Origin of the sequence: Actinotalea sp. (assembly GCF_035443605.1) — a bacterium.
In the GTDB taxonomy this organism is placed as follows: Bacteria; Actinomycetota; Actinomycetes; order Actinomycetales; family Cellulomonadaceae; genus Actinotalea.
In genome coordinates, this window is the sequence record NZ_DAORSQ010000019.1 from 4,470 (window position 1) to 29,571 (window position 25,102).

Genomic DNA, 25,102 nt, shown 5'->3' on the forward strand with positions numbered 1-25,102 from the left:
CGGCCCGACGGCCTAGCGGGGCTCGTCCGGCTGGCCGTCCGGCTGGCCGTCCGGCGCGGTCTCCCAGTGGGCGGGCCGCCGGCGCCCGGCCGGCAGCCGCGTGGCGTCATCGCCGACGGCGGCGTCCAGCTGAGCCTGCGTGACGAAGAGCGCCCCACGCAGGTCGGCGCCGCGCAGCCGCGTGCCGCGCAGGTCCGCCCCCGTGAGGTCGGCCAGCCGCAGGTCGGCGCCGCGCAGGTCCGCGCCGACGAGCACGGCGCCGCGCAGCCCTGCCGCGCGCAGGTCGGCCCCCCTCAGGTCGGCACCGAGCAGCAGCGCTCCCCGGTGGTCCGGCGGGCTGGGACGTGCGGCCGAGCGGACGGCGGTGCTCACGGCGGTGAGCACCGGGTTGATGTCTCGCCGCACGGCGTCGACGTCGAGGGCCAGGAGGGTCGCGGCGTCCGAGCCGGCCAGCACCTCGATCGCGGCGAGGCCACGGTCCAGCTCCGCGAGGACGGCGTCCTCCGCCGTGAGCGCACGGGCCTCGGCGACCAGCCACGCCAGCTCGTGCAGGGCCCGGACCACCGGGAGCACGGCGAACATCGGCGCGGCCAGCCCCGGTGACGAGCGCCAGTCCCGACCACCGAAGACCACCTGGGTGACCTGCTGACCGGCGCCGAAGCAGTCGTAGACCGCGCAGCCGCCGAAGCCCGCCGGGCGCAGCCGGTCGTGGATCGTGCACCGCAGGTCCCCGGCGAGGTGCCGGCACGGACTCCCGGCGGGCTTGTCGATCGCGAAGTCGGCCGACGCCGCGAACGCGGGGGCGACGCAGCACAGCGCAGCGCACCGCGAGCAGTCGGCACGCCACCGCTGCGGCGAGCCATCGGCGGAGGTCACGGCTACTCGACGCCGAGCAGGACCTCGATCGCCCGGTCGCAGAAGGCGTCCACGGCCGGCTCGCCGTAGGCGTCGCGGCCCTTGGCCCGCCGGAAGTGCGCGTGGCGCACCTCGTCGGACGTCAGCGGCTGCCCGTTGTCGAAGTAGTCGATGAGGCGCTGGCACAGCGCGTCGACGTCGTCCGGCTCGTAGCCCTGCTCGTGCCGGGGCGCCGGGGCGAACCGCTCGCCGTCCGGCCGCGCGAGGCGGCCGTACAGGGTCCTGGCCTGCGAGGCCAGGTGCTCGAGCCACGCCTGCTGCCCATGGGTGGCGACGAACTCGGCGCGCTGGCGCGTGACGAAGGCGCGCTCGAGGCGGTCGAGCGCGCCGTCGACGGCCTCCGCCCGGTAGCCGCCCCGGACCATGTCGAACGCCCCGAGCCGCACGTCCCGGCCGGTCATCTGCTCGGGCACCTCGCCCTCGTACGCCTTGCGGGCGTGCGTGAAGAACTCGTCGACCTGATCGATGTCGTAGCCCGAGCGCAGGAGCCCGGCGGTCCGGAACATGTGGGTCATGGCCCCTCCTCCGCGGCCAGCTGGCCGCACGCACCGTCGATGTCACTGCCGCGGGTGTCGCGGATGGTCGTGGGGATGCCGCGCGCCCGCAGACGGTCGACGAACTCGGCCTCGACCGCCGGCTCGCTCGCCGTCCAGATGGAGCCCGGCGTCGGGTTCAGCGGGATGGGGTTGACGTGCACCCAGCCACGGCCGCGCGCCGTCAGCTTCTCGGCGAGCATGTCGGCCCGCCAGCCCTGGTCGTTCATGTCGCGGATGAGGGCGTACTCGATGCTCACGCGGCGCGCGGTCGCGTCGTAGTACCGCTTGGCCGCGTCGAGCGCCTCGTCGACCGTCCAGCGCGTGGTGATCGGCACGAGCTCGCGCCGCAACGCGTCGTCGGGGGCGTGCAGGGACAGCGCCAGGGTCACCGGAAGCCCCTCCGCGGCGAGCTTGTCGATCGCCGGGACAAGACCCACCGTGGAGACCGTGACGTTGCGCGCCGAGACACCGAACCCCTCGGGCTGCGGCGCGATGAACGCGCGCACGGCCGCGAGCACCGCTGCGTAGTTGGCCATCGGCTCGCCCATGCCCATGAACACGAGGTTGGACAGCCGGCCGGGGCCGCCGGCGATCTCGCCCCGGGCCAGCGCCCTGGCCGCCAGGCGCACCTGCTCGACGATCTCGGCCGCCGACATGTTCCGGGTCAGACCCAGCTGGCCGGTGGCGCAGAACGGGCAGGCCATCCCGCAGCCCACCTGGCTCGACACGCACAGCGTCGCGCGACCCGGGTAGCGCATGAGCACCGACTCGACCTTGACGCCGTCGTGCAGGCGCCACAGCGTCTTGACCGTGGTCCCGGCATCGGCCGTCAGCGTACGGATGGGCGCGAGCAGCGGTGGGAAGAGGGTCCCGACGAGCTCGTCACGACCGGCCGCCGGCAGGTCGCTCATGTCGGCCGGGTCCGTGGTGAGGTGGCTGAAGTAGTGCGTCGCGAGCTGCTTGGCCCGGAACGCGGGCTGACCGGCCTGCGCCATGGCCTCGCCGCGCTCGGCCGCGCTGAGGTCGACGAAGTGACGCGGGGGCTTGCCTCGGCGCGGGGCGCTCATCGTCAGGGTCAGCGGGGCGCGCCCCTCGTCTGCTGGACGCACGGCAGGGCGGGTGGGCTCGGTCATCAGACTCCCCCGGTCGGGACGGCCACGAGGAGGACGAGGTAGACGAGCGGCGCGCTGAGCAGCATCGAGTCGAGCCGGTCGAGCACGCCGCCGTGGCCCGGCAGCAGCGTGCCCATGTCCTTGAGCTCCAGGTCGCGCTTGAGCAGGGACTCCGCGAGGTCGCCCAGCGTGGAGGTCAGCACGGCGGCGAGCCCCAGCGCGATGCCGACGAGCGGCGAGCCGTCGAAGGCCCAGACCATGCCGACCGCGCCCACGGCACCGGCGAGGACCACAGAACCGCCCAGCCCCTCCCAGGACTTCTTGGGGCTGACGGACGGTGCCAGCGGGTGGCGACCCAGCAGCACCCCGGCGATGAAGCCGCCCGTGTCGCTGGCCACCGAGAGGAGCACGAACAGGGTGACCCGGCGTGCGCCGTCCGGCGCGGCGAGCATGAGCATGACGAAGCCGCCCATGAAGGGCAGGTAGGCCGTGGCGAAGATCGCCGCGGCCGCATCGCGCAGGGCGGGCGCCCCGGCGCCGTCGAGCACGCGCCACACCACGACGCCCCCGGACGTGAGCATGAACGCCACGAGCAGCGCCTCTGGCCCGCCGGCGTAGGCCGAGACGAGGATCCCCACCACGCCGACGAGCAGCGGAAGCAACGGCAGGGTGATCCCGCGGCGGGTGAACGCCTGGGCCAGCTCCCACATCCCTGCTCCGCAGAACAGGATGGCCAGGAGGATGAAGCCCTCCTTGCGGAACGCGAGGGAGGCGACGACGACCCCGAGCAGGCCGAGGCCCACGCCGATCGCGATCGGCAGGTCCCGACCGGCACGCGGGGTCGCCGAGGGGCCGCCCCCGGCGATCTCGGTTCCGGCTGTCTCGGCCATCAGACCTCGAGCAGCTCGCTCTCCTTGTGCGTGAGCACCTGGTCGACCAGGTCGACGTGGCGCTTGGTCAGCGCCTCGAGCTCCTTCTCGGCACGGGCCACCTCGTCCTCGCCTGCCTCGCCGTCCTTGGCGATCCGGTCGAGCTCGTCCTTCGCGCGCCGGCGGATGTTGCGCACGGAGATGCGGGCGTCCTCGGCCTTGTGCCGGGCGAGCTTGACGTAGTCGCGGCGGCGCTCCTGGGTGAGCTGCGGCAGCACGATGCGGATGGTCTTGCCGTCGTTCGACGGGTTGACGCCCAGGTCTGAGTCGCGCAGGGCCCGCTCGACGGCGCCAAGCGAGCTGACGTCGAACGGGGAGATGAGGATGGTCCGCGCCTCGGGGGTCGCGAACGACGCGAGCTGCTGCAGCGGGGTCGGCGAGCCGTAGTACTCGACGAGGATCTTGGTGAACATCGCCGGGTTGGCCCGTCCGGTCCGGATGGTGGCGAAGTCCTCCTTCGCGACCTCGACCGCCTTGTCCATCTTCTCCTCGGCCTCGAGGAGGGTGTCGTCGATCACCCGGTGCTCCTTCGTTCGTCTGGTCCTGCCGGTCCGCATCCTGCCGGGGCTCCGCCGGGTGGCGGCGCCGGTTCAGTCGGCGGTCAGCAACGTGCCGATCTTCTCACCCTGCAGGGCTCGCGTGACGTTGCCCTCCTCGCCCATGCCGAACACGCGCATGCGCACGTCGTTGTCGCGGCACAGGCTCAGCGCGGTGGCGTCCATGACCTCCAGGCCCTGGACCAGCGCGTCGGTGTAGCTCACGTGGTCGAAGCGCACGGCGTCGGGTGTGGTGCGGGGGTCGGCGGAGTAGACGCCGTCCACGCCGTTCTTGCCCATGAGCACCTCCTGGCAGTGGGTCTCGAGGGCCCGCTGCACCGCAACGGTGTCGGTGGAGAAGAACGGCATGCCGGCGCCGGCACCGAAGATGACGACCCGACCCTTCTCGAGGTGCCGGATGGCGCGCAGCGGGATGTACGGCTCGGCGACCTGCCCCATCGTGATCGCCGTCTGCACGCGCGTGCTGACCCCCGCCTGCTCGAGGAAGTCCTGCAGGGCCAGGCAGTTGAGCACGGTGCCGAGCATGCCCATGTAGTCCGCGCGCGCGCGGTCCAGGCCGCTGGCCGAGAGCTCTGCGCCGCGGAAGAAGTTGCCGCCGCCCACGACGATCGCCACCTGCACGCCGGTGCGTACGGCCTCGGCGATCTCGACGGCGACGCGGCGCACGACGTCGGGGGCGAGGCCGACGCCGCCGCCGCCGAACGTCTCGCCGGACAGCTTGAGCAGCACCCGACGCGCCGGGGGGGCCGTGCTGTGGTCAGTCCCGCCGATGTGCGTCACGGTGCCTCCTGGTGTGCCCACCGAGGCCCCGACGGCCCCGGGTCCTGCCTGTCCGGCGGCGGCCCGTGGGCCGCCGCCGGGTGGTGTCAGGCGCCGACGCGGAACCGTGCGAAGCCGGTGACGGCGCCGCCGGTCTCCGTGACGACCTGGCCGACGGACTTCTTCTGGTCCTTGGCGAAGGCCTGGTCGACCAGCACCGACTCCTTGAAGAAGCCGGTGAGGCGACCCTCGACGATCTTGGGCAGGGCAGCCTCGGGCTTGCCCTCGTTGCGCGAGGTCTCCTCGGCGATCCGGCGCTCGGAGGCGACGGTCTCGGCGGGGACGTCGTCCCGGGTGAGGTACGACGGGGAGTACGCGGCGATGTGCATCGCGACGTCCTTCGCGACGGCCGCGGCGGCAGCGTCGCTGCCGACGAGGACGCCGACCTGGGGCGGCAGGTCCTTGTTGACCTTGTGCAGGTAGACCGTGACCGCGGGGGCCGAGATCCGGGCGACGCGGCGCAGGACGAGCTTCTCGCCCAGCGTCGCGGCCGTCTCCTGGATGGTGTCCGCGACCGTGCTGCCGTCGACGACGGACGCGAGGATCGCCTCGACGTCCTGCGTGCCGGCGGCGACGGCGGCCGCGAGGACCTTGTCGGCCAGCGCGACGAACACCGGGCTCTTGGCGACGAAGTCCGTCTCCGAGTTGAGCTCGATGAGCGTGCCCGTCTGCCCGGCGGCGTCGTCAGCCACATGGGCGGCGACGAGGCCGTCGGAGGCCGAGCGACCCTCGCGCTTGCTGACGCCCTTGAGACCCTTGACCCGGATGATCTCCAGGGCCTTCTCGGCGTTGCCGTCGGCCTCGTCGAGCGCCTTCTTGACGTCCATCATCCCGGCGCCCGTGCGCTCGCGCAGGGCCTTGATGTCAGCGGCGGTGTAGTTCGCCATGGGTGTGTCCTTGTCTGTCGGTGTGGGCAGGCGCCGGAGCGTCAGCGCGCGGTCTCGGCGTCGGCGGCGGGCGCGATGTCGGCGACGGGCTCGGCCTCGGCGACCGGGGCGGCCTCGACGACCGGCTCGGCATCGACGACGGGGGCGACCTCGACGACCGGCTCAGCCTCGACGACCGGGGCGACCTCGACCACCGGCTCGGCCTCGACGACCGGCTCGGCAACGACGACCGGGGCCGCGACGGTCTCGGCACCGGCAAGGAGCTCGCGCTCCCACTCGGCCAGCGGCTCGGACGCCGCGGTGTCCTCGGTCGCGGCGGCCTTGCCGGAGTGGCGGGCGATGAGGCCCTCGGCGACGGCGTCGGCGATCACGCGGGTGAGCAGGGAGACGGCGCGGATCGCGTCGTCGTTGCCCGGGATCTGGTAGTCGACCATGTCGGGATCGCAGTTGGTGTCGAGGATCGCGATGACCGGGATGCCCAGTTTGCGCGCCTCGTCGACGGCGAGGTGCTCCTTGTTGGTGTCGACGATCCACACCGCGGACGGCACACGGGCCATGTCCCGGATGCCACCGAGGGTCTTGGCGAGCTTGTCGCGCTCGCGGCGCATGATGAGCAGCTCCTTCTTCGTGAAGCCGCTGGACGCGACGTCGTCGAAGTCGATCTCCTCGAGCTCCTTGAGGCGCTGCAGGCGCTTGTTGACGGTGGTGAAGTTGGTGAGCATGCCACCGAGCCAGCGCTGGTTGACGTAGGGCATGCCGACACGGGCGGCCTGCTCGGCGACGGGCTCCTGCGCCTGCTTCTTCGTGCCGACGAAGAGGATGGTCCCGCCGTGGGCGACCGTCTGCTTGACGAAGTCGTACGCGCGGTCGATGTACCCGAGCGACTGCTGCAGGTCGACGATGTAGATGCCGTTGCGCTCGGTGAAGATGAACCGCTTCATCTTGGGGTTCCAGCGGCGGGTCTGGTGCCCGAAGTGGACACCGCTCTCGAGCAGCTGGCGCATGGTCACGACGGCCATGGCACGTCCTTCCGGCGCAGCCCGCGGGGCTGCGCATCAGCAGGCGGGCCGAGGTGGCCCGCATCCGGTTGTCGGCACCGGTCGGGATGACCGGACGCCCCTGGCGCCTCGCCGTGCCGACGCCGGGGCCGAGGCCCCGGACCGCTGCCGGCACGCGCTCCCGCCCCGGATCGCTCCGGTGCTGGCGGGAAGATGGCGCGCGATGTCACCCGGCGGACCGGGCGCGACGGCCATGCTACCGGATGCGGGCCCTCGGCCGCCGTCCCGGCGGGGCGCCCGTCCACACGCCCCGCCGGGCGCCGCGTCGTCCACCGGCCCGCGGCACCCCGGTCGGACCTGCTGCGGGGGTCGGGCACCGTGGGGACGTGCCCGCCGACCACCCCTCCCCCGCACCGCCGGAGCCGACCCGCAGGGCGCACGCGATCGCCGCCGCGACCGGTGCGCTGCTCGCCCTCACGGCGCTCATCGGCGCCCCCGTCGGATCAGCCGAGGTGTGGGCCCCGGCCCATCCGGGCGCCAGCACGGAAGTCTCCCCAGCACACCCGGCCGCCGACACCGCGGACACCGCGGACACCGCGGACACCGCAGCCGCCCACGCCGCGCCCGTGGCCGACGCCCGTGTCGTCTCGGCCTTTCGTCCACCGGCGCGGCGCTGGTCTGCCGGGCACCGCGGCGTCGACCTCGCGGCGGCGCCCGGCGACCCGGTCCTCGCCCCCGCGCCCGGCGTGGTGACGTTCCAGGGCGTCGTCGTCGATCGCTCCGTGGTGGTGCTCACGCACCCCGACGGGCTGCGCACGAGCCTGGAGCCCGTGGTCGGCTCGCTGCCCCTCGGCTCCACCGTGGTGCGGGGGGACGTGGTCGGCGCCGTGGAGGACCGCCCCGGCCACTGCCCCGAGCGGTGCGTGCACTGGGGTGTGCGCCGGGGGCGGGACTACCTCGACCCGCTCAGCCTGCTCGCGGGCGCCGGGCCGGTGGTGCTGCTGCCGGTCCCGCCGTGAGCCGGCCGACCGCCGCAGGCTGCCGTCCACGACCGTGATCACGACCGCGATCAGACGCGTTCGCTCTCCTGCAGGAAGGTCCGCAGGCGCAGCATCGCCGCCGTGTGCATCTGGGAGATCCGGGACTCGGTCACCCCGAGCACCCGGCCGATCTCGGCCAGGGTCATGTTCTCGTAGTAGTACAGGACCAGGACGATCTTCTCGCGCTCGCCCAGCCGTTCGATCGCCCGCGACAGCAGCACCTTGGTCTCGGCGGCCTCGACGTTGCCCGCGGGATCGGTCGCGTCGGGGTCCTCGAGCGTGTCCAGGAGCGACAGGGAGTCGCCACGCTCCGAGCCGGCGCCGAGCATCTCGTCGAGCGCGGCCACGTTGACCGTCGACAGCTGGGTGAAGATGGCGCGCAGGTCGTCCACCCCGATCTCGAGGCGGGCCGCGACCTCCTGCTCGGTGGGCGCGCGGCGCAGCTCGCCCTCGAGCTCGGCGAACGCACGGTCGACCGCTCGGGCCTTGGTGCGGACCGAGCGCGGGATCCAGTCGATCGAGCGCAGCTCGTCGATGATCGCGCCGCGGATCCGCGAGCTCGCGTAGGTCTCGAACTTCACCGCGCGGTCGAGCTCGTACTTCTCGATCGCGTCGATGAGGCCGAACATGCCGTAGGACACGAGGTCCGCCTGCTCGACGGTCGAGGGAAGGCCGGCACCCACCCGCCCCGCGACCATGGTCACCAGGGGGGCGAAGTGCAGGATGAGCTTCTCGCGGGCACCGCGGTCCGCCGTCAGCTTGAAGGTGCGCCACAGCGTGTCGACGGCCCGCGCCTCCTCGGTCAGCGGTTCCGGCTGCGGGGTCGGCCGGTCGACGACCGCCGGTGCGGGGGCGTCGTCGTTCTCGGTGCGGGCCGGGGTCGGCATCGGCTGCCTCTCAGGCTCGAGGGTGGGCTTGGAGGTAGGACACGCGCAGGCGATCGGCGCTGACGTGCGTGTAGCGCTGCGTCGTGGCGAGGCTGGCATGGCCGAGGATCTCCTGCACGCTGCGCAGGTCGGAGCCGCCCTGGAGCAGGTGGGTCGCCGCGGTGTGGCGCAGGGCGTGCGGGGCGATGTCGTCGACCCCGGCCAGCTGGGCCGCGCGGTGCACGGCGGTGCGTACCTGGCGCTGGTCGATGCGCTGACCGCGCCGCCCGAGGAAGGCGGCGGGGCCGGACGTCGACGTGGCGAGCGCCGGCCGGCCCTGCGCGAGCCAGGCGGCCATCGCACGGGCGGCCGGGACGCCGTACGGCACGATGCGCTCCTTGGCGCCCTTGCCGAACAACCGCACCAGGCGGTCGGTGCCCTGGAGGTCGTCGACGTCGAGCGCCACCAGCTCCCCGACGCGCGCGCCCGTGGCGTAGAGGAGCTCGAGGACGGCCCAGTCGCGCAGCGCGACGGGGTCCCCGTCCGCAGCCGTCCGGCGCGCCACCTCCAGCAGGTCGGCCGCGGGGCGGACACCGAGCGCACTGGGCAAGGGCGATCCCGGCTGGGCTGTGACGAGACGGACCGCGGGGTCGCGGGCGATGCGGCCGTCCTGGACGGCCCAGGCGTAGAACGCTCGCACGGCGGCGCCGCGGCGGGCGATCGTCGCGCGCGTCAGGTGCGTGGTCACCATGGCGGCGAGCCAACCCCGCAGCAGCGGCAGGTCGACGTCGTCCCACGCGACGCCGTGGCGACGCGCGTAGGCAAGGACGTGCCTGACGTCGCCGCTGTAGGCGCGCACGGTGTGCTCGGACAGCCCGCGCGCGGCGCGCAGGTGCACACCGAAGGCCGCCACCACCTCATCGGTCATGGCCACCCTGTCCGCAGTCGCAGGTCGCACATGACCTACCGTGGCCCGTCCGAGCCCTGGTCACAACCCGGACCCGGCAGGTTTCACCCGTCGCGCGGGCGCTCGGGCGCCTGCGGTGTCTCAGATCTCGGATCGTGTGCGTCGTGCGCTCCTCGGGTCGACCGTCGCCACCGGCCATCGTCCTGGACCGCGTACCCGGCGAGCTCGAGCCTACCGAGGCAGGAGCGAAGATCACCGAGCGACAGGCCAGAAGCGCGGGTCAAGGCCTCGGGCCGGACGCCGGAGCGCAGGGGCAGCGCGTCGAGCACCCGCCGGACCTCGGGTGACATGCCGTCGCCGGGGACGTCGGCGACCATCGGCTCCGGTGCCGGGCCGCCGCCCGCGAGCTCGAGGACCTCCGGGGCGTCCGTGACGCACACGGCGGCCCCCTCGCGGAGCAGCCGGTGGCACCCCGCCGACGCAGCGGACGTCACGGGCCCCGGCACGGCGCCCACGGGTCGCAGCAGCCCGGCCGCGTGCCCGGCGGTGCTCAGCGCCCCGGACCGCCACGCCGCCTCCACGACGACCGTCGCCCGTGTCAGGGCTGCGATGAGCCGGTTGCGCTGGAGGAACCGGGTGCGGCTCGGCACCGACCCCACGGGGACCTCGCTGACCAGCGCGCCGGTCTGAGCCGCGGCGGCCAGCAGCCGGACGTTGCCTGCCGGGTAGGGCCGGTCCAGGCCACCGGCGAGCACCGCGACGGTGCGGCCCCCGGCGGCGATCGTCGCCCGGTGCGCGGCGGCGTCGATCCCGTAGGCCCCACCGGACACGACCGTCCAGCCAGCGTCCGCCACCCCGCCCGCGACCTCCGCCGCGACGCGCTCGCCGTAGGGCGTGCACGCCCTCGCCCCGATGAGGGCGACCGAGCGCTCCAGCAGGGGCTCCAGCGGCGCGACGCCCAGCTGCCACAGGCACGCCGGAGCCGCAGGGCCGAGGTCGTCGAGCCGCGCTGGCCAGCAGGGCTCCTCGGGCACGAGCACGCGCCCGCCCAGCCGGACGACGGCGTCGATGTCGCGCCGCGGGTCGAGACCCTCCCGCCGTGCAGCCCAACCGCCCAGCGCGCGGTCCAGCCGCGCGAGGGCCGGGGCGCTCAGGCCAGCGTGCGGTCCGCCACCGGCGGCACCGCGCAGCCAGGCCGCGCGGACCCAGTCGAGCGCCTCGACGGGTCCGAGCGCCTGCACGAGCGCCCCCGCGACCAGGTCGCCCGGCTCGACGAGCCGGCTCCACGCCGCCCTGGCGTGCACCACGGCGGTGTCGGGCCCGTGCGGCACCGGGCCGCCGGCTGCCGGCGCGCTCATCCGCCCACCTGACCCCGGGTGCGCAGCAGCAGGGCCTGCCCCACCTGCTCTGGCCCCGGCACCGCGAGGCCGGCGAGGTCGGCCAGCGTCCAGGCGACGCGGAGCACGCGGTCGACGCCGCGCAGGCTCAGCAGCCCGGTGTCCAGCGCGCGGTCGAGGTCGCGGTGCACCGCCGGCCCGCCGTGCGCGCGCAGCCACGTCCCTGGCACCTCGGCGTTGGTCCGCCACTCCGTCCCGCGCAGCCGCTCCGTCGCCGCAGCCCGCGCCGCGGCGACGCGTGCGCCCACGACGGCAGTGCTCTCCGGGCTCACGGACGCCGTCCGCTCGGCTCGGGTGACCGGCAGCACCTCGAGCTGCATGTCCACGCGGTCGAGGAGCGGTCCCGACAGGCGCGAGAAGTACCGTCGCCGCGCCAGCGAGGTGCACGAGCAGTCCAGCCCCTTGCCGACCGACCGGCCGCACGGGCACGGATTCGCGGCGAGCACCAGCTGGAAGCGAGCCGGGTAGCGCGCCGTGCCGCCGGAACGGTGGATGACCAGCTCACCGTGCTCGAGCGGCTGCCGCAGGGTCTGCAGCACGCGCGGCGAGAACTCCGGGGCCTCGTCCATGAAGAGCACCCCCCGGTGGGCCCGCGACGCGGCACCGGGGCGGGGCAGACCCGATCCCCCGCCGACCACCGCGGCCGGGGTGGCGGTGTGGTGCGGGTCCTCGAAGGGCGGTCGCCGCAGCAGGCCGCCCGCCGGGTGGAAGGTCCCGGCCACCGAGTGGATGGCCGTGACCTCGACCGCCTCGCGCTCGTCGAGGTCCGGCAGCAGCCCCGGGAGCCGCGCAGCGAGCATGGTCTTGCCCGCCCCGGGTGGCCCGACCATGAGCAGGTGGTGGCCGCCGGCCGCCGCGACCTCCAGCGCCCAGCGCGCGGGTGCCTGGCCCAGCACGTCCGCCAGGTCGGCGCCACCGGGGCGCGGGGCGACATCCGGCTCGAGCAGCATCGGCCGGTCGTCTGCCGGCACATCCACCTCGGCGCCGTACCCGTGCGCCACCTCGGCGAGGCTGCCGGCTGCCACCACCTGCGCGCCCGGAACGAGCGCTGCCTCCGCGGCGTTGCCGAGCGGGACGACCACGCGACGATGGCCAGCGGCCACCGCTGCCGCGACCGCCGGGAGGATGCCGCGCACGGGCCGCAACCGGCCGTCGAGGCCGAGCTCGCCGAGGTGGACCGTGCCCGCCACGGCGTCGGCGGTGCACGCCCCGGCACCGGCCAGGGTCGCCACGGCGATCGCCAGGTCGAACCCCGAGCCCGCCTTGGGCAGCGAGGCGGGCGAGAGGTTGACGGTGATCCGGCGCTGCGGCCAGGCGAGCCCGCTGGAGTGCACGGCAGCCCGCACGCGGTCGCGCGCCTCGGCCAGCGAGGCGTCCGGCAGCCCGACGAGGGCGAACCCCGGGACGGAGGCGGCCAGGTGCGCCTCGACCTCGACGACGTGACCCGTGAGCCCCACGATGGAGACGCCGAGCGTGCGTCCCAGCCCCATCAGGACACCCCTCGCAGGTGCTCAACGGTGGCCGGGCCGCTGCGCGCCGTGCGCACCGCGATGACGTCGATCCGCACGCTGCGCGGGTGGACGTCGTGCGTCGCGAGCCACTGCCCCGCGAGCCGGCGGAGCCGGGCGAGCTTCACCGGGGTGACGGCCTCGGCCGGGTGACCGAACCCGTCGCCGGAGCGCGTCTTGACCTCCACGACGACCAGCTCGGTGCCCGCCAGCGCGACGATGTCGAGCTCCCCGCCCGTACCGCGCCAGTTGCGGTCGAGCACCTGCCACCCGGCGCGCACCAGGTGCGCGGCAGCGACGTTCTCGCCGTACCGTCCGACGGCATCCTTGGCCCGCATGCGACCACCTCCGCACCCACCGTGGGGCACGTGCGACGGTCACCGCCGGGAGGGTCCCGTCGCCTGGGGACGAACCTCGCGGACGGGGTACCTGTGGAGCACCCGTGCGCGGCCGTGCCGGACCGTGCGCCTCAGCGGCGGAACGCGCCGCCGTCGGGCAGGTCGAGGTCGGTCTTGACGAGCTCCTCGACGTTGACGTCCTTGAACGTCACGACACGCACGGCCCGGACGAAGCGGGCCGACCGGTAGACGTCCCACACCCACGCGTCGGTGAGCGAGACCTCGAAGTACACCTCGCCGGCGGCCGAGCGAACCTGCAGGTCGACCTGGTTCGCCAGGTAGAACCTGCGCTCGGTCTCCACGACGTAGGCGAACAGGCCCACGACGTCGCGGTACTCGCGGTAGAGCGCGAGCTCCATCTCGGTCTCGTAGTTCTCGAGGTCCTCGGCGCTCACGCGTCCATCATGGACCATGCGCGCGGGTCGTCCGTGCCGAGCAGGTCGACGGCGGACGCCGACGGGACGGTCCCGCCTGCCTGCGGGCCCCTGTCCGGCAGACGCCAGCTACGGCGGTGGTGCTGCGTCGTGCCCAGGTCACGCAGCGCGGCCAGGTGCTCGGGCGCCCCGTAGCCCTTGTTCTCGTCCCACCGGTAGGCCGGGTGCGTCGGCGCGAGATCGACCATGAGCGCGTCGCGCTCGCACTTGGCCAGGACGCTCGCCGCGGCCACCGAGGAGCACGTCCGGTCCGCCTTGACCCGGGTCACCACGCGCGGCGCGCCGAGGGATGCCCACGCGACCAGCCCGCCGGCCCCCGCCGGTTCGCTGCCGTCGTCGCGTCCGTCGGGTCCGCCGAGGCCGCGAAGGCCGTCGAGCAGGTCCGCCGCAGGGCAGCTGAGCCAGTCGTGCGAGCCGTCCAGCAGCACGACGTCGACGCGCAGGTCCAGCGACGCCAGCGCCCGGCACCCGGCGAGGCGCAGCGCGGCGACGATCCCGACGTCGTCGATCTCCGCAGGGCTCGCGTGCCCGACCGCGCGCGCCCTGCCCCAGCGCCCGAGGGGGCCGAGCAGCGCCGTGCGGGCCGCGGGGCGCAGCAGCTTGGAGTCCGCGACCCCCGGCGGGCAGGCTCGGGTGCCGAGGTCCACCGCGACCACCCCCACGCTCACCGGTCCGGCCAGCGCACCACGACCGACCTCGTCCATCCCCGCGACGACACCGGCGCCGGCGCGCAGCAGCGAGCGCTCGTGCCGCAGGTCGGGCCGCCCGCTGCGCCCGGCGGCCCGGGGCGCCGTGCTCACGGCGTCGCCGGCTCGCCCACGTCGGCGAACGTCGCCCCGGGGTTGCGCAGCAGGCCGATCCGGTCGAGCGGCCAGAGCGTGACGAAGGCCGTCCCGACGACGTCGGCCAGCGGGACGCTGCCGCCCCCGGGACCGCCCTGCTGGTAGCGCGAGTCCTGCGAGCTCTGCCGGTTGTCACCCATGACCCACAGGGCGCCGGCGGGGACCACGACGGAGAACTCCATCTCGCTGGGGATCGACCCGGCGGCGATGTACGGCTCGTCGATCGGCACGCCGTTGACGATGAGCCGACCCTGCTCGTCGCAGCACTCCACGGTGTCCCCCGCCACACCGATGACGCGCTTGATGAGGTGCTCGCCGGAGTCCTGCGGCAGCAGGCCGATGTAGGTCAGCACCGAGGTGATCCGTCGGCTGAGCGCCGTGCTGGTGTCGGGACCGGGGTCCGGCAGCCAGCCCCCCGGGTCCTTGAACACCACGACGTCCCCGCGGTGCACCTCGAACGGCCCCGGGACGAGCTTGGAGACGAGCACCCGGTCACCGACGAGCAGCGTGTTCTGCATCGACCCGCTGGGGATGAAGAAGGCCTGGGCGAGGAACGTCTTGATGACCAGGGAGAGCACCACCGCGCTGACGACGATGATCGCGGCCTCGCGGACGAGCACGAGGAACCCCGCCCGCTGCGGTTCCGTCCGGGGGCGGTGCCCGGGGCCGAACGGCTCGTCGGCGCCGTCGTCGCGACGGTGCTGGGGCACGGCGGGATCGCGGTCTGTCACGCGCACACTCTGCCATGCCCACCCGTGGCGGGCCGCAGACGCCGACGGGCGGCCACCCTTGTGGGGGTGGCCGCCCGTCGGCGTCTGCGGAGGGTTACCGGCCGGCCGGCGTGTCCCGCTTCTCCTTGATCTTCGCCTTCTTGCCGCGCAGCTTGCGCAGGTAGTACAGCTTGGCCCGGCGGACGTCACCACGGGTGACGACCTCGATGGACTCGAGCGACGGGGAGTGCACCGGGAAGGTGCGCTCGACGCCGACGCCGAAGCTGACCTTGCGGACGGTGAAGGTCTCGCGCACGCCGCCGCCGGAGCGGCGGATGACGACGCCCTGGAACGCCTGGATGCGCGAGCGCGTGCCCTCGACGACCTTGACGTTGACCTTGAGCGTGTCCCCCGGGCGGAAGTCGGGGATGTCGGACCGCAGCGAGGCTGCGTCGACCGAGTCGAGGATGTGCATCGGATCTCCTTCGCGCTGCCGCCAGGTCAGTCGCGTCACGGGGCCGCCGCAACGGCGGCCCGACGGTTCAGGTGGTGGGTGCGAACCTCGCTGCCGTGACCGTCTCCCCTGGGGCAGAGACGCGGCGGACGCACACCAACGGGTCAGTCTGCCACAGGCTCCGGGGTCGAAGCCACGCCGGGCGTGCCGTCCGGCCTCACGACTGGCCGGTCGTCTGGCCGGTCGTCTGGCCGGGTCGTGCGCTCCGCGAGCGCGTCCAGGACGGCCCGGTCGTGGCGGTCGAGACCCGCCGGGTCGAGCGCGTCGACGAGGTCGGGGCGCCGTTGGGCCGTGCGCTCCAGGGACCGGTCGCGGCGCCAGCGGGCGATCCGCGCGTGGTGGCCCGAGAGCAGCACGTCGGGCACCGCCAGCCCGCGCCACGCCGGCGGGCGCGTGTAGACGGGGTACTCCAGCAGGCCCGCGGCACCGTGCGACTCCTCGACGAGGGACTCGGGGTTGCCCACCACCCCCGGCAGCAGCCGGGCGACGGCCTCGACGACCACGAGCGCCGCGACCTCGCCGCCGTTGAGCACGTAGTCGCCCAGGGAGACCTCGGTGACCCGCACACCGCGGGACCGGTAGTGCTCCGCGACGCGCGCGTCGATCCCCTCGTACCGCCCGCACGCGACGACGAGGTGCTCGGCCCCGGCCAGGCGCTCGGCCGTGCGCTGGGTGAACGGTTCGCCGGACGGCGTCGGCACCAGCAGCTCTGGCACGAGGTCGGGGTTCGCGGCGAGCAGCGCGTCGAGCGCCTCGCCCCAGACGTCGGGCTTCATCACCATGCCGGCCCCGCCGCCCAGCGGCGTGTCGTCGACCGTGCGGTGCCGGTCGGTCGCCCAGTCGCGCAGGTCGTGCACCCGCAGCTCGAGCAGACCCGCGGCCCGCGCCCTGCCGACGAGCGAGAGCTCCAGCGGCGCGAGGTACTCCGGGAAGATCGTGACGACGTCGATCCGCACGTCAGGCCTCGTCCGACCCCACGTCGGCGGTCGGGCCGGCGGCGCCGCCGTCGTCGTCGTCGGCCTCGTCGTCGTCGACCGGGCCGTCGGCCGCGAGCAGCCCGTGCGGCGCGTCGAGCACCACGCGCCCCCCGGGGACGTCGACCACCGGGACGATGGCGCGGACGAAGGGCACCAGCGTGCGCTGCCCCCCGGTCTCCCGGACCACCAGCGCGTCCTGGGCCGGCAGGTGCTCCAGACCGATCACCTCGCCCACGACGGTGCCGTCGAGCCGCTCGACCCGCAGGCCGGCGAGCTCGTACGGGTACCAGGCGTCCTCCTCGGTGGAGTCCTGCGCCGGCACGACGAGCTGCACGCCGCGCAGGGCCTCGGCGCCCGTGCGGTCGGCGACCTGCTCGAAGCCGACGAACCAGTGGTCGCCCTGGCTCCGCACGCGGGCGACGGTCAGCGGGCCGACGGCGGGCGGGTCGGTGGCGAGCACCGCGCCGACCGTGAAGCGCTGCTCCGGCACGTCGGTCCGCACGTCCAGGACGACGTCGCCCCGCAGCCCGTGGGCGCGGCCGATCGTCGCGACGGCCAGGTCCATGGGGTTCCTCCGCGGGTCGGGTGGGGCAAGACTCAGGCCCGGCCCCCAGGGTACGGGGGCCGGGCCTGCTGGTCGTGCGGGCTCAGCGCCGGTCGACGTCCACGACGTCGACCCGGACCGAGCCGTCGCCGAGCGCGCCGACGACGGTGCGCAGCGCGCGCGCCGTGCGGCCGCTGCGGCCGATGACGCGCCCGAGGTCCTCGGGGTGCACCCTGACCTCCAGCACCTCGCCGCGCCGCAGGGCCCGACCGGTGACCTGGACGTCGTCCGGGTGGTCCACGATGCCGCGGACCAGGTGCTCGAGCGCGTCGGCGAGCATCAGGCCTCCGGAGCCGTCTCGGCGGTCTCGGCGGGTGCCTCGACCGGCGCGGCGGCGGCGACAGCTGCCTTCGCCTTCGCGTCGGCGTGCTTGGCCTTGGCCTTCTCGGCGGCGTCGGCAGCGGCGGCCACGGCGGCGGCGGCGTCGACGACGGCACCGGCCTTGGTCCGCAGCGTGCCCTCGGTGCCGGGCAGGCCCTTGAAGGTCTGCCAGTCACCGGTGATCTTGAGCAGCACGAGGACCTGCTCGGACGGCTGCGCGCCGACGCCGAGCCAGTACTGCGCACGCTCGCGGGAGATCTCGATGAACGAGGGCTCCTCGGTGGGGTGGTACTTGCCGATCTCCTCGATCACGCGACCGTCGCGCTTGGTGCGCGAGTCGGCGACGACGATGCGGTAGTACGGCGCATGGGTGGTACCGATGCGCTTCAGACGGATCTTGACGGCCACAGTGGTGGTCTCTCCTGGTTCTGCCGGGGTGGTCCCCCGCGCGCACACCCGTGGGGCAGGTGGTCGAGAGGGGCCGAGGACGCGGTCGTGGACGGCTAGAGGGTCCGCCACGCCGGGTACAGCGGGTTATTGTGCCAGACCCGGCGGGCCCGGTGGTACCGCGGTGCCGCGTCAGCGCCCGAGGAGCTTCTCGATGCCGGGCGGCAGCTGGAGGGTGGCCGGGTCCGCGGCCGGCGGCGCCGCGGGTGCGCCCAGGCCGAAGGCTGAGCCGGGGGCCGACGGCACCCCGGCGGGACGCCCGCCGTCGCGCTCCTGCTGGGCCCGCTTGGCCGGGTTGCCCGACCTTCCCTTGACCTTGCGCTGCGGCGGCGTCTTGCCGCGAGACTTCTTGCCGCCCATGCCCGGCAGGTTGCCCATCCCCGGCAGGCCCATGCCCCCGCCGCGCGCCATCTGCTTCATCATCTTCTGCGCCGCGGTGAACCGCTCGAGCAGCTGGTTGACGTCGCTCGGGCTGGTGCCGGAGCCGCGCGCGATGCGGGCGCGCCGCGAGCCGTTGATGATCTTGGGCGCCCGGCGCTCGGCCGGCGTCATCGACCGGACGATGGCCTCGATCCGGTCGACCTCGCGCTCGTCGAAGCCCTCGATCGCCTCCCGCATCTGCCCCATGCCCGGCAGCATCCCGAGCATCTTCTTCATCGAGCCCATCTGGCGAAGGCCCTGCATCTGGACCAGGAAGTCCTCGAGCGTGAAGTCCTCGCCCCCGGCGAGCTTGCCCGCCATGGCCTCGGCCTGCTCCGCGTCGAACGCCTTCTCCGCCTGCTCGATGAGCGACATGACGTCGCCCATGTCGAGGATGCGCGAGGCCATCCGGTCCGGGTGGAAGACCTCGAAGTCGGTGAGCTTCTCGCCGGTCGAGGCGAAGAGGATCGGCCGGCCCGTGACGCTCGCCACGGACAACGCTGCACCGCCGCGCGCGTCACCGTCGAGCTTGGACAGCACCACGCCGGTGAAGCCGACGCCGTCGGCGAAGGCCTGCGCGGTGAGCACGGCGTCCTGGCCGATCATCGCGTCGACGACGAAGAGGATCTCGTCCGGCTGGACGGCGTCGCGGATGTCCGCGGCCTGCTGCATCATCTCGGCGTCCACGCCGAGGCGGCCGGCGGTGTCGACGATGAGCACGTCGTGCTGGCGCGTGCGCGCGGTCGCCAGGCCGTCGCGGGCCACCGCCACGGGGTCCCCCGCGGCGACGTCGGCGCCCTCGTAGCCCTCGCGGGCGCCCGGGTGCGGGGCGTAGACCGGCACGCCCGCGCGCTCCCCGACCACCTGGAGCTGGGTGACGGCGTTGGGGCGCTGCAGGTCCGCCGCGACGAGCAGGGGCGTGTGCCCCTTCTCGCGCAGGTGCAGCGCCAGCTTGCCGGCCAGGGTCGTCTTGCCCGCGCCCTGCAGCCCGGCCAGCAGGATGACGGTGGGCGGGTTCTTGGCCAGAGCCAGGGGCCGCTGCACGCCGCCGAGCACCGCGACGAGCTCGTCGTTGACGATCTTGACGATCTGCTGGGCGGGGTTGAGGGCGCCCGAGACCTCGGCCGAGAGCGCACGCTCGCGCACGGCGCCGGTGAAGGCGCGGACCACCTGGACGGCGACGTCGGCGTCGAGCAGGGCACGCCGGATCTCGCGCACCGTGGCGTCGATGTCGGCCTCGGAGAGCCTGCCCTTGGTGCGCAGGTTCCGGAAGGTGGAGGTCAGACGGTCGGACAGCGTGGCGAACACAGAACCTCACCGGTCACGGGACGGTCGAGCGGGAGCCCTCAGGGTACCCGCAGCGCCTCACCCGGAGGTCAGGCGCTCGCGCGTGCGCTCCGTGAGGTCGTCGAGCAGGCGGGCGCGCCATGGCGTCCACGTCGTCGGGCCCGCCGCCGAGGCGTCCGCCTCGGACAGGGCCCGCAGCACGTCGAGCAGGTCGACGCGACCGCCGAGCGCCTCGACCAGCGCGTCGACCGTCGCCGGGTCGTCCGGGTCGGACTGCGTCGCGAGGTTCGCCAGCGTGAGGTGGTGGCGGACCAGGAGCGTGACGTCGGCGATCTCGGCCTGCTCGAAGCCCATCCGGCCGAGGATCCCCGGGACGAGCTCTGCACCCTCCACGCTGTGGTCCGCCACCCCGGCGCGCTTGCCGATGTCGTGCAGCAGTGCCGCGAGGAGCAGCACGTGCGAGCCGGCACCCTTGCGCCCGCGACCCGCCCGCGCGACCGTCTCGACGAGGTGGCGGTCGACCGTGTGCCGGTGGATGGGCGACCGCTGCGGCCGGTTGCGCACCGCGGACCACTCGGGGATCCACCGGGTCACCACGCCCGCGAGGTCGAGCGTCTCCCAGACCGGCACCTGGGCAGCGCCCGTGCCGAGCAGCGCGAGCAGGTGCGCTCGCGCCACGGCCGGCCACGGCTCGGGCAGGGCCGGCGTCCGCGCCAGGCTCTCGACGGTGACGGGGGACAGCGGCAGCCCGGTGCGGGCAGCCGTCGCCGCGGCACGCAGGCTGAGCATGGGGTCGTCCTGCGGCCGCACGCCCGCGGCGAGCACCAGCTCGCCGTCGTGCTCCACGAGGCCCTCGCCCACCGAGCGCAGCCGGGGCGCGATGCGGCGCCCCCGGACGAGCACCGGCCGTCGCAGGGACGGGCGGTCCAGGGCCTGGCGCGCGTGCCGCACGGTGGTGTCGAGCGCGTGCGAGACCACCCGGCCGGACTCGGCGAGCCCGGCGAGCAGGTCGTCGGCGTCGCCGATGCCCAGCAGCGCCGCGACCTCGTCCTGGTCGGCGCGCAGCAGGCGGTTGGTGGGTCGCCGGGTCGCGACGTGCAGCGCGTCGCGCACGTCGAGCAGGTGGGCGTAGGCGTCGTCGACCGCGCCGTGGGGGCGGTCGGTGAGCCACGTGGCCGCGAGCGCGAAGACCACGACGGCGTCGCGGATCCCACCGCGCGCCTCCTTGAGGTCGGGCTCGACGAGGTAGGCGAGCTCGCCGGAGCGCTCAGCGCGGGTCTTCGTCGTCGCGAGCAGCTCCGGCAGGCGGCGCCGTGCTGCCGAGCGCCAGTCCGTCAGCAGCGCGGTGCGCGCACGGTGGATGACGGTGCGGTCGCCGGCGACGGCGCGCAGGTCGAGCAGCCCGACGGCGGCCGGCAGGTCGGCGGAGGCGACCTGCCGGCACTGGGCCAGCGAACGGACCGAGTGGTCCAGGTCGAGTCCGGCGTCCCAGATGGGGTACCAGAGCCGCTCGGCGAGCGCCGCGACCTCGGCGGCCGGGTGCGAGCGGCCGTCGTGCACCAGCAGGAGGTCGAGGTCGCTGTTGGGGCTCGCGTCGGAGCGCCCCAGGCTGCCCACGGCGCCGAGCGCCAGCCCCTCGGCCGCACCGAGGGGTGCCACGGCCTCGTCCCACAGGTGGGCGAGCCGGCTGGTCACGAGCTGGGCGACGGCGGCCCGGCGCACGTGGCCGTCTGCCCCGGGTCCGGTCATCCGTGCCGCCAGGTCGAGCCGGTCCGCCCGCAGGCCCCGCACCCCGGTGGAGGGGAGCGGGGCCTGCAGGGACGGGGCCCCGACCGCGGCGTCGTGCGGTCGGTCGTGCATCATCGGTTCCCGGCGCTCAGAGCGCCACGGCGCCGTGCTCGCCGGTGCGCACCCGCGCCACGTCGTCCACGGGAACCGTCCACACCTTGCCATCACCGATCTTGCCGGTCTGGGCCGCACCGATGATCGCCTCGGTGACCGCCGCGGCGTCCTCCGCCGCGACGAGCACCTCGACCCGGACCTTGGGGATGAGGTCCACGGTGTACTCGGCACCGCGGTAGACCTCGGTGTGACCGCGCTGACGGCCGTAGCCGCTGGCCTCGCTGACCGTCATGCCGCGGATCCCGGCGGCCTCGAGGGCCGACTTCACGTCGTCGAGCCGGTGGGGCTGGATGATTGCCGTGACCAGCTTCATGCCTTCACCTCCTGAGTCTTGCGAGCGCCGCCGAGGGTCTCGTACGCCGTCTCACCGTGCACTGCCAGGTCGATCCCACCCACCTCGGACTCCTCCGGGATGCGCAGGCCCATGGCCGCCTTGATCGCCAGGGCGATGATCGTCGTCATCACGCCGCTGAACACCACGGCGGCCAGCGCGACGATGACCTGCGTGAGGAGCTGGTTGACGCCCCCACCGTAGAACAGGCCGTTGAGCGAGCCGTCGAGGTACCAGGTGCCGTTGACGCCGTCGCCGACGTTCGCGAAGAGGCCGATGAGGATGGTGCCGGTCAGACCACCGACGAGGTGCACGCCGACGACGTCGAGCGAGTCGTCGTAGCCGAACTTGTACTTCAGGCCGACGGCCAGGGCGCAGAGCACGCCGGCGACCGCACCGATGGCCATGGCGCCGTAGGTGTCCACAGCGGCCGCTGCGGGGGTGATCGCGACCAGGCCGGCCACGACGCCGGACGCGGCACCGAGCGAGGTGGCGTGCCCGTCACGGAACTTCTCCGTGATGAGCCAGGCCAGCATCGCGATCGAGGTCGCCACCGTCGTGTTGATCCACGCACGGCCGGCCGTGCCGTCCGCCGCGAACTCGGAGCCCGCGTTGAAGCCGAACCAGCCGAACCACAGCAGGGCTGCGCCCAGCATGACGAACGGCAGGTTGTGCGGCCGCATGGGCTCCTTGCCGAAGCCCTTGCGCTTGCCGAGGATGATCGCCAGCACCAGGCCGGCGACACCGGCGTTGATGTGGACGACCGTGCCACCGGCGAAGTCGATCGGGACGGCCAGCGCCTCGGTGATGCCGGTGGCGCCGAGCAGGCCGCCGCCCCACACCATGTGCGCCATGGGGATGTAGACGAACGTGACCCAGACGGCCGCGAAGACCATCCAGGCGCTGAACTTCATGCGCTCGGCGACGGCACCCGAGATGAGCGCGACCGTGATGATCGCGAACGTCGCCTGGAAGGCGATCGCGACCAGGGCCGGCACGCCGGCCGCGGCCATGAGGCTCTGGTCGTCGGTGATGCCGTTGCTGCCGAAGTACTCGAAGGGGTTGCCGATGAGGCCGCCCAGCATGTCGGTGCCGAAGGCGCCCGAGTAGCCGTACAGGAGCCAGATCGGCGCGATGACGCCCATGGCGCCAAAGCTCATCATCATCATGTTGAGCACGGACTTGCCGCGCACCATGCCGCCGTAGAAGAACGCCAGACCCGGCGTCATGAGCAGCACCAGCGCGGAAGCGGTGAGCATCCATGCTGTGTTCCCGGTGTCCAGGACAAACTCGTCCATAGAAATCGCCTCTCCCTCGCCAGCCGGGCGGCTGGTCCGGGACAACCATCTTCGAGCGGTGTTTCCGCGTCGGACGGCTGGCGTTACGGCGCGATGACAGAACGCCGCGGGATGTGAACGCTCTGTTTCGTCAGCCCTGCAGCAGGCCGTCGACGAACGCCTCGGGCTCGAAGGGCGCCAGGTCGTCCGGCCCCTCCCCCAGGCCGACGAGCTTGACCGGCACCCCGAGCTCACGCTGGACGGCCACGACGATGCCGCCCTTGGCCGTGCCGTCGAGCTTCGTCAGGACGATCCCGGTGACGCCGGCGACCTCGGCGAAGACCCGGGCCTGGGTCAGGCCGTTCTGCCCCGTGGTGGCGTCGAGCACGAGGAGCACCTCGCTGATCGGCGAGGAGCGTGTGATGACGCGCGTGATCTTGCCCAGCTCGTCCATGAGGCCGGCCTTGTTCTGCAGCCGTCCGGCCGTGTCCACGAGGACGACGTCGACGCCGTCGGCCCGCCCCCGGCGCACGGCGTCGAACGCCACGGCCGCGGGGTCCCCGCCGTCGCGGTCCGAGCGCACCGTCGCGACACCCACGCGCGCGCCCCACGTCTGCAGCTGGTCGGCTGCGGCGGCGCGGAACGTGTCGGCCGCGCCAAGGAGCACGGTGCGGCCCTCCGCGACGAGCACGCGCGCGAGCTTGCCGACCGTCGTCGTCTTGCCCGTCCCGTTGACGCCCACGACGAGCACGACGGCGGGGTGCACGCCCGGCCGCCCGTCCTCGTCGGTCACCATCACGGGCTCGGTGTGCAGCGTGCGGTCCATCGACGGGTCGACGAGGGCGAGGAGCTGCTCGCGCAGCAGGGCGCGCACCGCGACGGGCTCGCGCACGCCGAGCACGCGCACGCGCTCCCGCAGCGCGTCGACGAGCTCCGCCGAGGGGCCGGCGCCGACGTCCGCGAGGAGCAGCGTCTCCTCGATCTCGTCCCAGTCGTCCGCCGTGAGCGTGTCGCGGGACAGCACGGCGAGCAGCGTCGCGCCCAGGGCACCGGAGCGGGCCAGCCGCTCGCGCAGCCGGACCAGGCGCCCGACGGCCGGCGTGGGCACGTCCAGGGCGGGTGGGGCGGGCGCGGTGGCGGGCCCGTTCTCGACGGCGGCGGTCGCGCCGGCGGTCCCGGCCCCAGCGGCCGACGGCGCGCCGCCGGGGTCGGGCGCCAGGTCCGTGGGCTCCGCGCCGGTGCCGCCGGCGGCCGGGCGCTCGACGGCGGCGGCGCCACCGCGGCGGCGCGAGCGCACGAGCAGGGTCGTCGCGGTGCCCAGGACGGCCAGGACCGGCAGGGCGATGAGGAGATCGGTGAGGTCGTTCACGCCAGCAGTGTGCCAGGCGTCGGGGGCGCAGCGCCCTGCGGGTCAGCGGCGGACGAGCCCCGTGACGCCGCGCGCCGCCGCCTGGGTGACCCGGGCGACGGGATCGGTGAGGTCGTCTGCGCGGACGTAGCCGTCCTCCTGCGCCCCCCCGAGCAGGAAGATCTCCTCGACGTGGGACGTCTCCACGTCGGCCGCCTCGACGAGGTCGCGACGCGCCCCGGCGAACAGGCCGAGCCGCGTGGAGTCGCCACGGCGCAGGCCGGAGCGCAGGTCCGAGAGCAGCCCCCGGGAGGATCCGCCGTCACGCGCCACGGCCGCCAGGACGACGATGGCGGCGAGCAGGGCGACGACGACGGGGACGACAACGGGAGACATGCCCCCAGTATCGGCGCCCCCCGCGCGCCACCGCGCCGGTCGCCGCTGGGGCCCCGCGGGATCGGCACAGGATCTCCACACGGCTGTGACCCGGGTCACGGCACGTCAGGCCGAGGCGTCCTCGTGCATCCGCTGGCTGATGACGGTGGTGACGCCGTCGCCGCGCATCGTCACGCCGTACAGCGCGTCGGCGATCTCCATGGTGCGCTTCTGGTGCGTGACGACGATGAGCTGGGAGTCGTCGCGCAGCTCGCGGAAGATCTCCAGCAGCCGTCCGAGGTTGAGGTCGTCGAGCGCGGCCTCGACCTCGTCCATGACGTAGAACGGGCTCGGCCGGGCCTTGAAGATCGCCACGAGCAGGGCCACGGCGGTCAGCGAGCGCTCGCCGCCCGACAGCAGCGACAGCCGCTTGACCTTCTTGCC

The 25,102-nt window shown here is 74.3% G+C and carries 29 protein-coding genes; 1 reads left to right on the top strand and 28 read right to left on the bottom strand.

Annotated elements, in window-relative coordinates; translation table 11 throughout:
- Positions 1 to 12: 12 nt before the first annotated feature.
- The 8 genes from PKY62_RS03685 to rpsB form a co-directional block, all read right to left on the bottom strand.
- Positions 13 to 876 (bottom strand): pentapeptide repeat-containing protein, encoded by an 864-nt coding sequence (locus tag PKY62_RS03685; protein WP_324534968.1) that lies wholly within the window; start codon positions 874 to 876, stop codon positions 13 to 15.
- A 2-nt stretch (positions 877 to 878) separates the two neighbouring features.
- Positions 879 to 1,430, bottom strand: coding sequence for a DivIVA domain-containing protein (locus PKY62_RS03690; protein ID WP_324534970.1), 552 nt, complete (start codon positions 1,428 to 1,430; stop codon positions 879 to 881).
- On the bottom strand, positions 1,427 to 2,584 hold the full coding sequence (gene rlmN / locus PKY62_RS03695) for a dual-specificity RNA methyltransferase RlmN (protein ID WP_502875776.1): 1,158 nt from the start codon (positions 2,582 to 2,584) through the stop codon (positions 1,427 to 1,429). The genes PKY62_RS03690 and rlmN overlap by 4 nt, the downstream gene beginning before the upstream one ends.
- Positions 2,584 to 3,453 carry a phosphatidate cytidylyltransferase gene (locus tag PKY62_RS03700; RefSeq protein WP_324534972.1) on the bottom strand — a complete coding sequence of 290 codons (870 nt, stop codon included), beginning with the start codon at positions 3,451 to 3,453 and terminating at the stop codon, positions 2,584 to 2,586. The genes rlmN and PKY62_RS03700 overlap by 1 nt, the downstream gene beginning before the upstream one ends.
- On the bottom strand, positions 3,453 to 4,010 hold the full coding sequence (frr, locus tag PKY62_RS03705; RefSeq protein WP_324534974.1) for a ribosome recycling factor: 558 nt from the start codon (positions 4,008 to 4,010) through the stop codon (positions 3,453 to 3,455). Before frr ends, PKY62_RS03700 begins: the two co-directional genes overlap by 1 nt.
- A 72-nt stretch (positions 4,011 to 4,082) precedes the next feature.
- Positions 4,083 to 4,829: a UMP kinase gene (gene pyrH / locus PKY62_RS03710; protein WP_324534976.1), complete on the bottom strand. Its 747-nt coding sequence runs from the start codon at positions 4,827 to 4,829 to the stop codon at positions 4,083 to 4,085.
- Between the two features lie 86 nt (positions 4,830 to 4,915).
- A complete protein-coding gene (gene tsf, locus PKY62_RS03715; protein WP_324534978.1) occupies positions 4,916 to 5,755 on the bottom strand; it encodes a translation elongation factor Ts in 840 nt (279 codons plus the stop codon).
- Positions 5,756 to 5,796: 41 nt separating this feature from the next.
- Positions 5,797 to 6,774 (bottom strand): 30S ribosomal protein S2, encoded by a 978-nt coding sequence (gene rpsB, locus PKY62_RS03720; RefSeq protein WP_324534980.1) that lies wholly within the window; start codon positions 6,772 to 6,774, stop codon positions 5,797 to 5,799.
- A 365-nt stretch (positions 6,775 to 7,139) separates the two neighbouring features.
- Between rpsB and PKY62_RS03725 the strand changes: the two genes are divergently transcribed.
- A complete protein-coding gene (locus PKY62_RS03725) occupies positions 7,140 to 7,772 on the top strand; it encodes a M23 family metallopeptidase (protein ID WP_324534982.1) in 633 nt (210 codons plus the stop codon).
- A gap of 50 nt (positions 7,773 to 7,822) precedes the next feature.
- Here PKY62_RS03725 and whiG read toward each other — a convergent pair whose 3' ends face one another.
- From whiG to PKY62_RS03825, 20 genes are all read right to left on the bottom strand, one after another.
- The gene (gene whiG / locus PKY62_RS03730; RefSeq protein ID WP_324534984.1) at positions 7,823 to 8,680 is read right to left on the bottom strand and encodes an RNA polymerase sigma factor WhiG; all 858 of its coding nucleotides are present in this window, start codon (positions 8,678 to 8,680) and stop codon (positions 7,823 to 7,825) included.
- Between the two features lie 10 nt (positions 8,681 to 8,690).
- Positions 8,691 to 9,587, bottom strand: a complete 897-nt coding sequence (locus PKY62_RS03735; protein WP_324534986.1) for a tyrosine recombinase XerC — start codon at positions 9,585 to 9,587, stop codon at positions 8,691 to 8,693.
- Positions 9,588 to 9,670: 83 nt separating this feature from the next.
- A complete protein-coding gene (dprA, locus tag PKY62_RS03740) occupies positions 9,671 to 10,924 on the bottom strand; it encodes a DNA-processing protein DprA (RefSeq protein WP_324534988.1) in 1,254 nt (417 codons plus the stop codon).
- A complete protein-coding gene (locus PKY62_RS03745; protein WP_324534990.1) occupies positions 10,921 to 12,453 on the bottom strand; it encodes a YifB family Mg chelatase-like AAA ATPase in 1,533 nt (510 codons plus the stop codon). Before PKY62_RS03745 ends, dprA begins: the two co-directional genes overlap by 4 nt.
- Positions 12,453 to 12,809: a YraN family protein gene (locus PKY62_RS03750; protein WP_324534992.1), complete on the bottom strand. Its 357-nt coding sequence runs from the start codon at positions 12,807 to 12,809 to the stop codon at positions 12,453 to 12,455. Before PKY62_RS03750 ends, PKY62_RS03745 begins: the two co-directional genes overlap by 1 nt.
- A 131-nt stretch (positions 12,810 to 12,940) precedes the next feature.
- A complete protein-coding gene (locus PKY62_RS03755; protein ID WP_324534994.1) occupies positions 12,941 to 13,264 on the bottom strand; it encodes a DUF2469 domain-containing protein in 324 nt (107 codons plus the stop codon).
- On the bottom strand, positions 13,261 to 14,103 hold the full coding sequence (gene rnhB, locus PKY62_RS03760) for a ribonuclease HII (RefSeq protein ID WP_324534996.1): 843 nt from the start codon (positions 14,101 to 14,103) through the stop codon (positions 13,261 to 13,263). Before rnhB ends, PKY62_RS03755 begins: the two co-directional genes overlap by 4 nt.
- A complete protein-coding gene (gene lepB / locus PKY62_RS03765) occupies positions 14,100 to 14,876 on the bottom strand; it encodes a signal peptidase I (protein ID WP_324534998.1) in 777 nt (258 codons plus the stop codon). Before lepB ends, rnhB begins: the two co-directional genes overlap by 4 nt.
- A gap of 94 nt (positions 14,877 to 14,970) precedes the next feature.
- The gene (rplS, locus tag PKY62_RS03770) at positions 14,971 to 15,330 is read right to left on the bottom strand and encodes a 50S ribosomal protein L19 (protein ID WP_324535000.1); all 360 of its coding nucleotides are present in this window, start codon (positions 15,328 to 15,330) and stop codon (positions 14,971 to 14,973) included.
- Between the two features lie 143 nt (positions 15,331 to 15,473).
- The gene (trmD, locus tag PKY62_RS03775; protein ID WP_324535003.1) at positions 15,474 to 16,325 is read right to left on the bottom strand and encodes a tRNA (guanosine(37)-N1)-methyltransferase TrmD; all 852 of its coding nucleotides are present in this window, start codon (positions 16,323 to 16,325) and stop codon (positions 15,474 to 15,476) included.
- 1 nt (position 16,326) lies between these two features.
- On the bottom strand, positions 16,327 to 16,911 hold the full coding sequence (gene rimM, locus PKY62_RS03780) for a ribosome maturation factor RimM (protein WP_324535005.1): 585 nt from the start codon (positions 16,909 to 16,911) through the stop codon (positions 16,327 to 16,329).
- Between the two features lie 82 nt (positions 16,912 to 16,993).
- Entirely contained in the window at positions 16,994 to 17,230 is a 237-nt protein-coding gene (locus PKY62_RS03785) for an RNA-binding protein (RefSeq protein WP_324535007.1), read from the bottom strand.
- On the bottom strand, positions 17,230 to 17,679 hold the full coding sequence (gene rpsP / locus PKY62_RS03790) for a 30S ribosomal protein S16 (RefSeq protein WP_324535009.1): 450 nt from the start codon (positions 17,677 to 17,679) through the stop codon (positions 17,230 to 17,232). Before rpsP ends, PKY62_RS03785 begins: the two co-directional genes overlap by 1 nt.
- Before the next feature lie 171 nt (positions 17,680 to 17,850).
- Positions 17,851 to 19,446 (bottom strand): signal recognition particle protein, encoded by a 1,596-nt coding sequence (ffh, locus tag PKY62_RS03795; RefSeq protein WP_324535011.1) that lies wholly within the window; start codon positions 19,444 to 19,446, stop codon positions 17,851 to 17,853.
- A gap of 57 nt (positions 19,447 to 19,503) precedes the next feature.
- The gene (locus PKY62_RS03800) at positions 19,504 to 21,288 is read right to left on the bottom strand and encodes a [protein-PII] uridylyltransferase (protein WP_324535013.1); all 1,785 of its coding nucleotides are present in this window, start codon (positions 21,286 to 21,288) and stop codon (positions 19,504 to 19,506) included.
- Positions 21,289 to 21,301: 13 nt separating this feature from the next.
- Positions 21,302 to 21,640 carry a P-II family nitrogen regulator gene (locus PKY62_RS03805; protein ID WP_324535015.1) on the bottom strand — a complete coding sequence of 113 codons (339 nt, stop codon included), beginning with the start codon at positions 21,638 to 21,640 and terminating at the stop codon, positions 21,302 to 21,304.
- A complete protein-coding gene (locus PKY62_RS03810) occupies positions 21,637 to 22,956 on the bottom strand; it encodes an ammonium transporter (protein WP_324535017.1) in 1,320 nt (439 codons plus the stop codon). Before PKY62_RS03810 ends, PKY62_RS03805 begins: the two co-directional genes overlap by 4 nt.
- Before the next feature lie 130 nt (positions 22,957 to 23,086).
- Positions 23,087 to 24,304, bottom strand: a complete 1,218-nt coding sequence (gene ftsY / locus PKY62_RS03815) for a signal recognition particle-docking protein FtsY (protein ID WP_324535019.1) — start codon at positions 24,302 to 24,304, stop codon at positions 23,087 to 23,089.
- A gap of 42 nt (positions 24,305 to 24,346) precedes the next feature.
- Positions 24,347 to 24,679, bottom strand: coding sequence for a hypothetical protein (locus PKY62_RS03820; protein WP_324535021.1), 333 nt, complete (start codon positions 24,677 to 24,679; stop codon positions 24,347 to 24,349).
- Between the two features lie 105 nt (positions 24,680 to 24,784).
- Positions 24,785 to 25,102, bottom strand: a 318-nt coding sequence (locus tag PKY62_RS03825; protein WP_324535023.1) for an AAA family ATPase, incomplete at its 5' end; no start/stop codon positions are given.

Excerpts from the sequence above, each read along its gene's own strand:
- PKY62_RS03690 (WP_324534970.1), bottom strand. The coding sequence starts at position 1,430 with ATGACCCACATGTTCCGGACCGCCGGGCTCCTGCGCTCGGGCTACGAC.
- PKY62_RS03735 (WP_324534986.1), bottom strand. The coding sequence starts at position 9,587 with ATGACCGATGAGGTGGTGGCGGCCTTCGGTGTGCACCTGCGCGCCGCG.
- rimM (WP_324535005.1), bottom strand. The coding sequence starts at position 16,911 with ATGGACCTGGCCGTCGCGACGATCGGCCGCGCCCACGGGCTGCGGGGC.
- PKY62_RS03810 (WP_324535017.1), bottom strand. The coding sequence starts at position 22,956 with ATGGACGAGTTTGTCCTGGACACCGGGAACACAGCATGGATGCTCACC.
- tsf (WP_324534978.1), bottom strand. The coding sequence starts at position 5,755 with ATGGCGAACTACACCGCCGCTGACATCAAGGCCCTGCGCGAGCGCACG.
- PKY62_RS03750 (WP_324534992.1), bottom strand. The coding sequence starts at position 12,809 with ATGCGGGCCAAGGATGCCGTCGGACGGTACGGCGAGAACGTCGCTGCC.
- rplS (WP_324535000.1), bottom strand. The coding sequence starts at position 15,330 with ATGCACATCCTCGACTCGGTCGACGCAGCCTCGCTGCGGTCCGACATC.
- PKY62_RS03745 (WP_324534990.1), bottom strand. The coding sequence starts at position 12,453 with ATGGGGCTGGGACGCACGCTCGGCGTCTCCATCGTGGGGCTCACGGGT.
- PKY62_RS03820 (WP_324535021.1), bottom strand. The coding sequence starts at position 24,679 with ATGTCTCCCGTTGTCGTCCCCGTCGTCGTCGCCCTGCTCGCCGCCATC.
- rpsB (WP_324534980.1), bottom strand. The coding sequence starts at position 6,774 with ATGGCCGTCGTGACCATGCGCCAGCTGCTCGAGAGCGGTGTCCACTTC.
- dprA (WP_324534988.1), bottom strand. The coding sequence starts at position 10,924 with ATGAGCGCGCCGGCAGCCGGCGGCCCGGTGCCGCACGGGCCCGACACC.
- PKY62_RS03785 (WP_324535007.1), bottom strand. The coding sequence starts at position 17,230 with ATGCTCGCCGACGCGCTCGAGCACCTGGTCCGCGGCATCGTGGACCAC.
- PKY62_RS03800 (WP_324535013.1), bottom strand. The coding sequence starts at position 21,288 with ATGATGCACGACCGACCGCACGACGCCGCGGTCGGGGCCCCGTCCCTG.
- PKY62_RS03805 (WP_324535015.1), bottom strand. The coding sequence starts at position 21,640 with ATGAAGCTGGTCACGGCAATCATCCAGCCCCACCGGCTCGACGACGTG.
- whiG (WP_324534984.1), bottom strand. The coding sequence starts at position 8,680 with ATGCCGACCCCGGCCCGCACCGAGAACGACGACGCCCCCGCACCGGCG.
- rlmN (WP_502875776.1), bottom strand. The coding sequence starts at position 2,584 with ATGACCGAGCCCACCCGCCCTGCCGTGCGTCCAGCAGACGAGGGGCGC.
- PKY62_RS03700 (WP_324534972.1), bottom strand. The coding sequence starts at position 3,453 with ATGGCCGAGACAGCCGGAACCGAGATCGCCGGGGGCGGCCCCTCGGCG.